Source organism: Streptomyces sp. NPDC013187 (assembly GCF_042899705.1).
Taxonomy (GTDB): domain Bacteria; phylum Actinomycetota; class Actinomycetes; order Streptomycetales; family Streptomycetaceae; genus Streptomyces; species Streptomyces hawaiiensis_A.
Genome location: NZ_JBIBAF010000006.1, coordinates 319,970 through 331,646, shown reverse-complemented (window position 1 = coordinate 331,646; position 11,677 = coordinate 319,970). Strand labels below are relative to the sequence as shown.

The 11,677-nt window shown below is 70.9% G+C and carries 10 protein-coding genes and 1 pseudogene; 6 read left to right on the top strand and 5 right to left on the bottom strand.

The window, feature by feature from the left end:
- Window positions 1-99 precede the first annotated feature (99 nt).
- Window positions 100-1,200, bottom strand: a pseudogene (locus ACFY5B_RS15000) (polysaccharide lyase family 1 protein); the annotation flags it as partial.
- A gap of 207 nt (window positions 1,201-1,407) precedes the next feature.
- Between ACFY5B_RS15000 and ACFY5B_RS14995 the strand changes: the two are divergent.
- Together ACFY5B_RS14995 and ACFY5B_RS14990 are read left to right on the top strand one after the other, a co-directional pair.
- The gene (locus ACFY5B_RS14995) at window positions 1,408-2,463 is read left to right on the top strand and encodes an LLM class F420-dependent oxidoreductase (protein ID WP_389968969.1); all 1,056 of its coding nucleotides are present in this window, start codon (window positions 1,408-1,410) and stop codon (window positions 2,461-2,463) included.
- Window positions 2,464-2,729: 266 nt separating this feature from the next.
- The gene (locus ACFY5B_RS14990; RefSeq protein ID WP_389968967.1) at window positions 2,730-3,518 is read left to right on the top strand and encodes a ferritin-like domain-containing protein; all 789 of its coding nucleotides are present in this window, start codon (window positions 2,730-2,732) and stop codon (window positions 3,516-3,518) included.
- A 10-nt stretch (window positions 3,519-3,528) separates the two neighbouring features.
- Here ACFY5B_RS14990 and corA read toward each other — a convergent pair whose 3' ends face one another.
- Window positions 3,529-4,524, bottom strand: coding sequence for a magnesium/cobalt transporter CorA (gene corA, locus ACFY5B_RS14985; RefSeq protein WP_389968965.1), 996 nt, complete (start codon window positions 4,522-4,524; stop codon window positions 3,529-3,531).
- 61 nt (window positions 4,525-4,585) lie between these two features.
- Here corA and ACFY5B_RS14980 point away from each other — a divergent pair, with 61 nt between their 5' ends.
- The 4 genes from ACFY5B_RS14980 to mshC all read left to right on the top strand — a co-directional run bounded on the left by ACFY5B_RS14980 (window position 4,586) and on the right by mshC (window position 8,056).
- The gene (locus tag ACFY5B_RS14980) at window positions 4,586-5,272 is read left to right on the top strand and encodes a histidine phosphatase family protein (RefSeq protein WP_389968963.1); all 687 of its coding nucleotides are present in this window, start codon (window positions 4,586-4,588) and stop codon (window positions 5,270-5,272) included.
- Window positions 5,273-5,350: 78 nt separating this feature from the next.
- On the top strand, window positions 5,351-5,938 hold the full coding sequence (locus ACFY5B_RS14975; RefSeq protein WP_248507471.1) for a DUF3090 domain-containing protein: 588 nt from the start codon (window positions 5,351-5,353) through the stop codon (window positions 5,936-5,938).
- Window positions 5,902-6,732, top strand: coding sequence for an SCO1664 family protein (locus tag ACFY5B_RS14970; protein WP_389968961.1), 831 nt, complete (start codon window positions 5,902-5,904; stop codon window positions 6,730-6,732). Before ACFY5B_RS14975 ends, ACFY5B_RS14970 begins: the two co-directional genes overlap by 37 nt.
- 94 nt (window positions 6,733-6,826) lie before the next feature.
- A complete protein-coding gene (gene mshC / locus ACFY5B_RS14965; RefSeq protein ID WP_389968959.1) occupies window positions 6,827-8,056 on the top strand; it encodes a cysteine--1-D-myo-inosityl 2-amino-2-deoxy-alpha-D-glucopyranoside ligase in 1,230 nt (409 codons plus the stop codon).
- A 61-nt stretch (window positions 8,057-8,117) separates the two neighbouring features.
- Here the strand turns inward: mshC and ACFY5B_RS14960 are convergent, their stop codons facing one another.
- From ACFY5B_RS14960 to ACFY5B_RS14950, 3 genes are all read right to left on the bottom strand, one after another.
- Window positions 8,118-9,101 (bottom strand): PAC2 family protein, encoded by a 984-nt coding sequence (locus tag ACFY5B_RS14960; protein ID WP_352098228.1) that lies wholly within the window; start codon window positions 9,099-9,101, stop codon window positions 8,118-8,120.
- A 161-nt stretch (window positions 9,102-9,262) separates the two neighbouring features.
- Entirely contained in the window at window positions 9,263-9,934 is a 672-nt protein-coding gene (locus ACFY5B_RS14955) for a FadR/GntR family transcriptional regulator (protein WP_389968957.1), read from the bottom strand.
- Between the two features lie 126 nt (window positions 9,935-10,060).
- Window positions 10,061-11,677, bottom strand: a complete 1,617-nt coding sequence (locus ACFY5B_RS14950; RefSeq protein ID WP_389968955.1) for an FAD-dependent oxidoreductase — start codon at window positions 11,675-11,677, stop codon at window positions 10,061-10,063.

Sequence of the window (11,677 nt, the reverse complement as noted above, 5' to 3'; positions counted from 1 at the left end):
ACTGGCCAGAACCTACGCGTGGGTGGCCGCGGGCGACGGATTTCCACGGGCGGCCCGGTCGGTTGCCCCGAGCCGGGCGCAGCCCGTCGTCCTCGGTCAGCACGTGCCGTCCGACACCTGAAGCCCCTTGTTCGCGCCCGCCGTCCGGCTCACGACGGCCGGCACGCAGCCTGCCGCGTCGAGAGCGTGGGAGTAGGGGATGGAAACCGTGGTGTTCGATTTCGGGTCGGGGCCGGCCGGGCGGTTCTCGCTGCCCGGGGCGGACCAGGTGACGTTGTCGAAGATGTTGCCGCCGACCTGCCAGTAGCCGGCCTCGTCGGTGTAGAAGGTGCCGAGGACGTCCTTGGAGTCCTCGAAGTAGTTGTTGTCCACCTTGGCGCGGGCGCCGGCCCGGGAGTTGATGCCGGACTCGTTGAGGCGCACGTAGTGGTTGTTGTACATGTGCGCGATACCGCCGCGCAGCAGCGGGGCGCGGGAGTCGATGTTCTCGTACCGGTTGTGGTGGTACGTGATGTAGCCGTTCGACCGGTCGCTCTCGCTGTTCCCGACCAGGCCGCCCCGGCCGGAGTTGCGCAGGACGCTGTAGGACAGGGTCACGTACTGGGTGTTGTCCTTGAGGTCGAACAGCCCGTCGTAGCCCTCCGACTCGCCGCCCGACGCCTCCAGGGTCGTGTGATCGATCCAGACGTTGCGGACGTTGCGCTCGATGCCGATGGCGTCTCCGCCGTTGGACGTGGGGGAGCCCGACTTCTTGACGTTCCGGACGGTCACGTTCTGGACGATGATGTTCGTCGATTCGCGGATGTGGATGCCCAGTTGGTCGAAGAGCGCGCCGCTGCCGACTCCGACGAGGGTCACGTTGCTGACCTTCTTGAGCTCGATCACGCCGTCCGCGGTGTCGCAGCTGCCTCCCGACACCTTCTTGGTGTTGGCGTGGTTGACGGTCCCGGTGACCTCGATGGTGATCGGGGTGCTCGCGCTCGCCCGGCCGCACAGCGCCTGGTGGATCGCCGTTCCCGTGGTCGCCCGGACCGTCCGGCCTCCGGCGCCGCCGGTGGTCCCGCCGTTCTGGGACGCGTAGCCGGTGGCGCTGCCGGTAGCCGCCGAGGCCTCGGGCATCGACACGAGCGTGCCCGTCGCCGCCGCCAGGGCCAGTGTGGCCAGCGCCGCCGGGAGTCTCAGGGGGAGTGCTCGCTTCATCCTTGCCTCTCCGTCCGTCGAGGGTGGGTCGTGGAAAGCGCTTTCCATGGCGAAAGGTACGAACTTGCCGTGGACGCGTCAATGGTCGCGACCATGATTTCTGTTCACGCATCTGGACGGCGGATCGACTGCGGCCGTGTACCTCCCCCCGGCCCGCGCGCTAAGGTGCCCGCACAGGCACGTTACTGATCAGTAAGGGGATGTGGCATGCAGCTCGGTATCAACCTCGGCTACTGGGGTGCCGGAATGGACGCGGACAACCTGGCCGTCGCCCAGGAGGCCGACCGGCTCGGGTACGCCGTCTGCTGGGCCGCCGAGGCCTACGGCTCCGACGCCGCCACCGTGCTGAGCTGGGTCGCCGCCCAGACCGAGCGCATCGACGTGGGCTCGGCCATCTTCCAGATCCCGGCCCGTCAGCCCGCGATGACGGCCATGACCGCCGCCACCCTCGACTCCCTCTCCGGCGGCCGTTTCCGCCTCGGCCTCGGCGTCTCCGGCCCGCAGGTCTCCGAGGGCTGGTACGGCGTCAAGTTCGACAAGCCGCTCGCCCGCACCCGCGAGTACGTCGAGATCGTCCGCAGGGCCATGACCCGCGAGCGGCTGTCCTACGAAGGACAGCACTGGACCCTGCCCCTGCCCGGCGGCCCCGGCAAGCCGATCAAGCTGACCGTGCACCCCCAGCGCGAGCACATCCCGCTGTACATCGCCGCGATCGGCCCGAAGAACCTCGAGCAGACCGGCGAGATCGCCGACGGTGCGCTGCTGATCTTCCCGTCCGCCGAGCACCTCGAGGACACCACGATCACGCACCTGCGCGCCGGGCGCGAGAAGGCCGGCAAGACGCTCGACGGGTTCGACGTCTGCCCGACCCTGCCGCTCGCCGTCGGCGACGACAAGGACGTGGCCGCGCTGGCCGACACCTTCCGCCCCTACACCGCGCTGTACGTCGGCGGCATGGGCAGCCCCAAGCAGAACTTCTACAACCAGCTCGCCCAGCGCATGGGCTACGAGCAGGAGGCTGCCGAGATCCAGGGCAAGTACCTCTCCGGCGACAAGCAGGGCGCCGCGGCCGCCGTACCGCACGACCTGATCGACAAGACGACCCTGCTCGGTTCGGTCGACCGGATCGCGGACCGGATGAAGGCCTACGCCGCCGCCGGGGTCACCACCCTGTCCCTCGCACCGGCGGGCTTCACGCTCGACGAGCGGCTCGCGTCCCTGAGGGCCGGCACGGAGGCCCTGGAGCGCGCCGGACTCGCCTGAACCGGACCGGAAGTTTTCAGCGGCCGTGGTGGGGGCTCGGGGGTCTTCCCCGCCACGGCCGTCACGCGGAACAACGCGCCGGGGCCGCCCGCGGTTACGGCACCGCGGCTCTTCTCCCGCCCGGCCGTCGCGGCCCCCACGTCCTCCATTCGGCGCAGTTGTCCCTCACACCTGTTGCAGCGCCCACCTCCCCGCACTTGACTCGTTCTTCGCGGAACCCTGCGGAATGCCGCAGTACGCCCACGCGCGCGGGAGAGGTGCCCACGATGCTTTCGGCCAAGAGTCTGTTCCAGGAGATCCTCGACAACGACGAGTCCTTCGCCCTGTTCTGCTCCATCGCCGCGAACGGCGAGTCCCAGGGCGGCTGGGAGAACGCCCGTATCGCCGCGCTCGTGCCCGAGACCGAGCGCGAACTCGCCCCCAAGATCAGCCGGCACGGCGCCGACGAGGACAAGCACGGCCGGATCTTCAACGCCCTGATGAAGAAGCGCGGCCTCGACCCCGTCCCGGTCCCGCCCGAGACCGACTACACCATGCTCCTGGAGAAGAACGGCATCGGCCTCGCGCACGAGCAGCTGAGGCGCGACGAGCGGCTCGCGGTCCGGGACATCGTCACCTACCTCTCGCACAGCAGGGTCACCGAGCAGCGCGCCTCCGAACAGATGGACCTGCTCCGCAAGCACTTCGCCGACCACCCCGGCATCGGCCGCGCGGTCAAGCAGATCTCCGACGACGAGGACAACCACCTCGCCTACTGCCACGAGGAACTGCTGCGCTTCGCCTACGCGGGCCACGGCCGGGCCATCCAGCGCACCCTGCGCGAGTGCGCACTCGCCGAGATCCGGATCTACCGGGACGTCAGCCTCGCCGTGATGGCGCACATGGGCCGCATCCTCGGCTGGTCCAAGGCCAAGTCGGCGGTGCTCGTGGCGGGCATCCACGCGGTGTACGCCTACGAACGCATGGGTGGCTGGCGCCGGATGGTGTCGCTGACCACGCCCGAGCGCCGCAACGCCCTCGGCGGCCCCGCCTCGCCGGAACCCGAGTTCGCCTGAGCCGGCCCGGCTACAGCCAACCGCGGCGCTTGAACAACCGGAACACCCCGATCTCCAGGACGGCCATCAGAACCAGCAGTGCCGGATAGGACCAGACCCAGCGCAGCTCCGGCATGTGATCGAAGTTCATGCCGTAGATCCCCGCCAGCATGGTGGGGATCGCGGCCATGGCCGCCCACGCGGAGATCTTGCGCATGTCGTCGTTCTGCCGGACGCTCATCTGCGCCAGATGCGCCGAGAGGATGTCCGACACCAGCCGGTCCAGGTTCTCCACGGACTCGTTCACACGGGTGAGGTGGTCGCTGACGTCACGGAAGAACGGCCGGGCCCGGTCGTCCACGAACGGCACGGTCACACCGGTCGAGGCCGTGCCAGCCAGCCGGCTCATCGGCGGGGCCAGCGGCCCCGTCGCCCGGCGGAACTCCAGGACCTGCCGCTTGAAGTCGTAGATCCGGGACGCCGTGTTCCGTGATCCCCCGCCGTCCGGGGAGAAGACCTCCGCCTCCAGACCCTCCAGGTCCGTCTGCAATTCGGTCGCCACGTCCAGGTAGTGGTCGACGGTCGCGTCGGAGACCGCGTACAGCACGGCCGTGGGGCCTTTGACGAGCAGCTCCGGTTCCTGTTCCAACCGGTGGCGTACGGCCTTGAGCGGGGAGCCCTCGCCGTGCCGGACGGTCACCACGAACGAGTCGCCCAGGAAGATCATGATCTCGCCGGAGGACACGGTGTCGCTCTGCGGCTCGTACGCCACCGGCTTGAGCACCACGAAGAGCGAGTCGTCGTACACCTCCAGCTTGGGCCGCTGGTGGGCCTTCAGGGCGTCCTCGACGGCCAGCGGGTGCAGCCCGAACTCCCGGGTCACATGGTCGAACTCGTCCTCCGTCGGTTCGTGCAGCCCGATCCACACGAACCCGCCCGCCGTGCGGGCCTCACCCAGGGCGTCGGAGAGGTCCTCGGGACCTTCCGTCCGCTGTCCTTCGCGGTAGATGGCACAGTCCACGATCACGAAGCGAGTCTCCCGTCACTCGAACGACACCACACGCACGCGTGCGCCTACGCTGGAGCGCATGCCCACGCTGATCCTGGTCAGGCACGGACGCTCCACCGCCAACACCGAGGGACTGCTCGCCGGCTGGACGCCCGGCGTCGCCCTCGACGAGCGCGGCGCCGCACAGGCCGCCGCGCTCCCCGGGCGGCTGGCCGAACTGCCCCTCGCCGAAATCGTCACCAGCCCGCTCCAGCGCTGCCAGGAGACCCTCCGGCCGCTGCTTCAGGCCCGGCCGGACCTGAGCCCGCACACCGACGAGCGCATCGGGGAGTGCCACTACGGCGACTGGTCCGGACGCAAGCTCGCCGAGCTCAAGGACGAGCCCCTGATGGAGGTGGTGCAGGCGCACCCCTCCGCCGCGGCGTTCCCCGGCGGGGAGTCCATGCGCGCCATGCAGACGCGCGCCGCCGAGGCCGTACGCGAGTGGAACGCGCGCGTGGAGCGCGACCACGGCGCCGACGCCGTCTACCTCATGTGCTCGCACGGCGACATCATCAAGTCGCTCGTCGCGGACGCCCTCGGGCTTCACCTGGACCTCTTCCAGCGGATCTCCGTCGAACCGTGTTCCATCACCGCGATCCGTTACACACGACTGCGGCCGTTTCTCGTACGGCTCGGCGACACCGGTGACTTCACGTCCCTCGTGCCGCGCGAGGAAGCGCCGGGTGGTGAGGCCGAAGTCGGGGGTGGTGCGGGCGCACCGTGATCGTTCACCGCAGTAGGGTGAAGCGGTCGCAGCAGTGCCGTGGTCACACGGTTCCCACGATTCCAATGGAGACAGGACGTGTCCCGTCAGGTGTTCCTCTACGACCATCCGGAGCGCTTCGTGGCCGGTACGGTCGGACTGCCCGGGCGCCGTTCGTTCTTCCTCCAGGCCTCCGCCGGCTCCCGGGTGACCAGCGTGGCCCTGGAGAAGACCCAGGTCGCCGCCCTCGCCGAGCGCATGGACGAACTGCTCGACGAGGTCGTACGCCGTAGCGGCGGCAGCGCCCACGTCCCCGCCGTCGCACCCTCGGACACCGACACCGCCCCGCTGGACACCCCCATCGAGGAGGAGTTCCGGGTCGGCACCATGGCGCTCGCCTGGGACGGTGACGAGCAGCTCATGATCGTCGAGGCGCAGGCGCTCGTGGAGCTGGACGCGGAATCCGAGGAGGACCTCGCCGAGGCCGAGGAGCGGCTGCTCCAGGACGAGGAGAACGGGCCGCCGATGCTGCGGGTCCGGCTCACCGGCACCCAGGCCAGGGCCTTCGCCAAGCGCGCTCTCGACGTCGTCAACGCCGGGCGGCCGCCGTGCCCGCTGTGCAGCCTCCCGCTCGACCCGGAAGGACACGTATGTCCGCGCCAGAACGGATACCGCCGCGGAGCGTGACGCCACCCGCGAACGCCGCCGAGCTGCTCGCCCGGGGCGAACTGACCGTACGCGGACGCATCCGCGAGGCCTCCAACGCGGCCCTGTACTGCACGGTGTCGTACGACGGCCGGGACGCGGCCTGCATCTACAAGCCGGTCGCGGGGGAGCGGCCCCTGTGGGACTTCCCCGACGGGACGCTGGCCCGGCGCGAGGTCGCCGCGTACGAGGTCTCCGAGGCGACCGGCTGGAGCCTCGTGCCGCCCACCGTGCTGCGTGACGGGCCCTACGGCGAGGGCATGTGCCAGCTGTGGGTCGAGGTGACGCCCGAGGCGGAACTGCTCGCCCTGGTCGACGGCGAGGAGCCCGGGCCGGGCTGGAAGGCGGTCGGCTTCGCCGAGGTCGGCGAGGGGCGCACCGCGCTGCTCGTGCACGCCGACGACGAACGGCTGCGGCGGCTCGCGGTCCTCGACGCGGTCATCAACAACGCCGACCGCAAGGGCGGACACCTGCTGCCCACCGGTGAGGGGCGGCTGTACGGCATCGACCACGGGGTCACGTTCAACGCCGAGAACAAGCTGCGGACCCTGCTGTGGGGATGGGCGGGGGAGCCTCTCACCCAGGAGGCCGTCGACGTCCTGGAGGCTCTCAGGAAGGGCCTGGCCGAGGGTGGGCCGCTCGCCGCGCGGCTCGAACCGCTGATCACCCGCGCCGAGATCGACGCCACCCGGTCCCGCGTCGGAGCCCTGCTCGCCTCGGGGACCCACCCCGAGCCGAGCGGCGAGTGGCCTGCGATTCCCTGGCCCCCCGTGTAGCAGCACAGGCGCCGGATCACCGCAAGAGCGCCTTCTCGGCCGAGTGGACGGCTCCCATTCGTATATGGAACTTCAGTCCGGTTAGGCTCATGGCATGCATGCCTGGCCCGCTTCCGAGGTCCCCGCCCTGCCTGGTCAGGGCCGCGACCTGAGGATCCACGACACCGCGACCGGCGGCCTCGTCACCCTCGACCCCGGTCCCGTCGCCCGTATCTACGTCTGTGGCATCACCCCGTACGACGCCACGCACCTGGGACACGCGGCGACCTACAACGCGTTCGACCTCGTGCAGCGCGTGTGGCTCGACACCAAGCGCCAGGTTCACTACGTCCAGAACGTCACCGACGTCGACGATCCCCTCCTGGAGCGGGCACAGCGCGACGGCGTCGACTGGGCCGCCCTCGCCGAGAAGGAGACGGCCCTCTTCCGCGAGGACATGACGGCCCTGCGGATGCTGCCGCCGCGCCAGTACATAGGCGCCGTCGAGGCCATACCCGGGATCGTCCCGCTCGTCGAGCGGCTCCGGGACGCCGGTGCCGCCTACGAACTGGACGGGGACGTCTACTTCTCCGTCGAGTCCGACCCGCACTTCGGCAAGGTCTCGGGCCTCGACGCCGCGGCGATGCGTCTGCTGTCCGCCGAGCGCGGCGGCGACCCGGACCGCCCGGGCAAGAAGAACCCCCTCGACCCGATGCTGTGGATGGCGGCCCGAGAGGGCGAGCCCAGCTGGGACGGCGGCTCGCTCGGGCGCGGACGGCCCGGCTGGCACATCGAGTGCGTGGCCATCGCCCTCGACCACCTCGGGATGGGCTTCGACATCCAGGGCGGCGGCTCCGACCTGGCCTTCCCGCACCACGAGATGGGCGCCTCGCACGCCCAGGCCCTCACCGGCGAGTTCCCCATGGCCAAGGCGTACGTGCACGCCGGCATGGTCGCCCTGGACGGCGAGAAGATGTCCAAGTCCAAGGGCAACCTGGTCTTCGTCTCCAGGCTCCGGCACGACGGCGTCGACCCGGCCGCCATCCGGCTCACGCTGCTCTCCCACCACTACCGCGCCGACTGGGAGTACACCGACCAGGTCCTCCAGGACGCCGTGGCACGGCTCGGCCGCTGGCGGGCCGCCGTGTCCCGGCCCGACGGGCCGCCGGCGGAGGCACTGGTCGACGAGATCCGCGAGGCCCTCGCCGACGACCTGAACGCCCCTGCCGCACTGATCGCGGTCGACCGCTGGGTCGAGCTCCAGGAGCGCGGCGGCGGCACGGACATCGGCGCACCCGGGGTGGTCTCCCGGGCGGTGGACGCGCTGCTGGGTGTGGCGCTCTAGAGAAACAGACGGAGGGGCGTCTCCCGGCCGGGAGACGCCCCTTTGGCGTTCGTGCTGCGCCTCAGTCCTCCGACGACTCGTCGTCGTCCGTGCCCGGCTTCGGCGGCTTCGGCGGGCGGGTGCGGCCGCTGGGGTTGTCCCGCAGGTACGACGTGCTGTCGCTGCCGTCGGCCGTGGCGTGGCCGCCGGGTGCGGGCGGTCCGCCGCCGTCGTGACGCCGCAGATAGCGTTCGAACTCCCGGGCGATCGCCTCCCCGGACGCCTCGGGCAGCTCGGCGGTGTCCCGGGCCTCCTCCAGCGACTGGACGTATTCGGCGACCTCGCTGTCCTCGGCGGCCAGCTGGTCCACGCCGACCTGCCAGGCGCGCGCGTCCTCGGGCAGCTCGCCCAGCGGGATGCGCACGTCGATCAGGTCCTCCAGGCGGTTCAGCAGCGCCAGGGTGGCCTTCGGGTTCGGCGGCTGCGACACGTAGTGCGGCACCGCGGCCCACAGCGAGACGGCCGGGACACCCGCGTGCGTGCACGCCTCTTGGAGGACGCCGACGATGCCCGTGGGGCCCTCGTACTTGGTCTCCTCCAGATCCATGCGGCGGGCCAGGTCCGGGTCGGACGTCGTGCCGCTGATCGGAACCGGACGGGTGTGCGGGGTGTCGCCGAGCAGGGCGCCCAGGACGACCACCAGTTCCACGCCCAGTTCGTGGGCGAAGCCCAGCAGTTCGTTGCAGAACGAACGCCACCGCATGGACGGTTCGATGCCCCGGACGAGAACGAGGTCGCGCGGCTTCTCGCCGCCGACCCGGACCACCGACAGCCTGGTCGTGGGCCAGGTGATCTTGCGGACGCCCGCCTCCATGAACACCGTGGGGCGGTTGACCTGGAAGTCGTAGTAGTCCTCGGCGTCCAGCGCCGCGAACACCTCGCCCTTCCATTCCCGGTTCAGATGCGCGACCGCGGTGGAGGCGGCGTCGCCGGCATCGTTCCAGCCCTCGAACGCGGCCACCATGACCGGGTCGACCAGCTCGGGAACCCCCTCGAGCTCGATCACCCAGCGCCTCCTTCCGACGTGCCCTCGCTTGACCACCCAACCTTACGGCGTGCCGCGGGGGCGCCCGCAGCCCCCTTGCAGGGGGAGTGACCCCATCACTGCCCCGTGATCCGCCCCTGAACACCCCGGATGCGTCCGGGCAGTCCGTGAGGCCCTGGTGGTCACAGCGTGGAGCGCAGCCACTGCTCCACGCTGGCGATGTGGACGGTCGCCCAGGAGCGCGCCGCCTCGGGGTCCCGGTCGCGCAGGGCGGCCAGGATCGCGCGGTGCTCGCGCAGGGTGCGGGCGACGGCGTCCTCCTGGGTGAGACCGCGCCAGATCCTGGCCCGGGTCGTGGGGCCCGACAGGCCGTCGAGCAGCGAGCACAGCACGGAGTTGCCCGAGCTCTGCACGATGCCCCGGTGGAACTCCAGGTCGCAGGCGACGAGATCCTCCACGGACGGGGTGTCGCCGAGCCTGTCCAGCTGGGCGCCGAGCGCGTCCAGTTGCTGCTCGCTGATCCGCGACGCCGCCATGGCGGTCGCCGCCGGCTCCAGGATGCGGCGTACGGCCAGGAACTCCACGACCGTGTCGTCGCGGTGGAAGTCGACGACGAAGCTCATAGCCTCCAGCAGGAGTTGCGGGTCGAGGCTGGTGACGTAGGTGCCGTCGCCCTGCCGCACGTCGAGGATCCGGATCAGAGACAGGGCACGCACGGCCTCCCGCAGGGAGTTGCGGGACAGCCCGAGGTCGGCGGCGAGTTCGCTCTCCTTGGGCAGCCGGTCGCCCGGGCGCAGCGCGCCCGAGACGATCATCCCCTTGATCTTCTCGATCGCCTCGTCGGTGACTGCCATGGCGGCCTCCCTTGCGCTCAAGACCTCCGACGTATCAGGTCATTATGGCGGTACGGGAAAGCGGCAGGGGCGGCTCCGTCGGCGTGGAGCCGCCCCTGCCGGGATGGGGTCCCCCCGTACCCGTGCCTACTTCTTGTCGAGCACGTCCTGCACCTTGGCGCGGACGTCGTCCGTGGCGAGCCCGCGGATCGTCAGCGTCGTGCGGCGGCGCAGCACGTCGTCCTGCGTCTCGGCCCACTCGTGGTCCCGGGCCCAGACGACCTGCGCCCAGATCTCCGGGGCGTCGGGGTGGACGCGCTCGGCGAGCTCGGGGCTCTCGTTGGCCAGCCGGGCGATGTCGAAGGCCAGCGAGCCGTAGTGCGTCGCCAGGTGCTTGGCGGTGTCGGCCGCCATCCGCGGGCCGGGCGCCGGGCGGTCGGTGAGCAGCCGGTGGGCGACCGCGCGCGGGTTGGCGATGCCGGGCAGCGGCAGCTTCTTCGGCAGCGCGCTGATCGGCTCGAAGTCGTCGCCCAGCGGGTGGCCCGGCAGCGCCTCCAGCTTCTTCATGATCGTCCGGCCGATGTGGCGGAAGGTGGTCCACTTGCCGCCCGCGACGGACAGCATGCCGCCCCTGCCCTCGGTGACGACCGTCTCGCGCTTGGCCTTGGAGGTGTCGCCGGGGCCGCCCGGCAGCACCCGCAGGCCCGCGAAGGCGTAGGTGATCAGGTCGCGGTCCAGCTGCTGGTCACGGACCGAGAAGGCGGCCTCGTCGAGGATCTGGGCTATGTCCTTCTCGGTGACGGAGACCTCCGCCGGGTCGCCCTCGAACTCCTCGTCGGTGGTGCCGAGCAGCAGCATGTCCTCCCAGGGGAGGGCGAAGGTGATGCGGTACTTGTCGATCGGGGTCGCGAGCGCGGCCTTCCAGGGGGAGGTGCGCTTGAGGACCAGGTGCGCGCCCTTCGACAGGCGGATGGAGGGCGCCGCGTTCGGGTCCTCCATCTTGCGCAGGTGGTCGACCCACGGGCCGGTCGCGTTCAGCACCAGCCGGGCGCTGACACCGAACTCGTCACCGGACAGCCGGTCCTTCAGCTCGGCGCCCGTGACCCGGCCCTGGGTGAAGCGCAGGCCCGTCACCTCGGCGTGGTTGAGAACGACCGCGCCCGCCTCGACGGCCCCGCGGACCGTCATCAGCGCCATGCGCGCGTCGTTCATCTGGTCGTCGCCGTAGACGGCCACGGCCTTGAGGTTCTCGGTGCGCAGCTCGGGCACGTCCTGCGCGGCCTTGGCCGGCGACAGCAGGTGCCCGACGCCGTCACCGAACGCGGAGAGCGCGGAGTAGGCGAAGACGCCCGCCCCGAGCTTCGCCGCGCCGTGCGGCCCGCCCTTGTACACGGGGAGGTAGAACGTGAGCGGGTTCGCCAGGTGGGGAGCCACCTGACGGGAGACCGCACGGCGCTCGAAGTGGTTCTCCGCCACCAGCTTCACCGCGCCGGTCTGCAGGTAGCGCAGACCGCCGTGGAGCAGCTTGGAGGAGGCGGAGGACGTGGCGCCGGCGAAGTCGCCGGCGTCCACCAGAGCCACCCTGAGGCCGGACTGCGCGGCGTGCCAGGCGGTGGAGATGCCCAGGATGCCGCCGCCGATCACGAGAAGGTCGTACGACGCCTTGGAGAGCTGCTCCCTGGTCTCGGCTCGGCTCGGGTTCGAGCCGGAGGCCGGGTGCGTCCCCAGGGCAGGCACGGACTGCAGGGTGGACTTGGTGGTCAT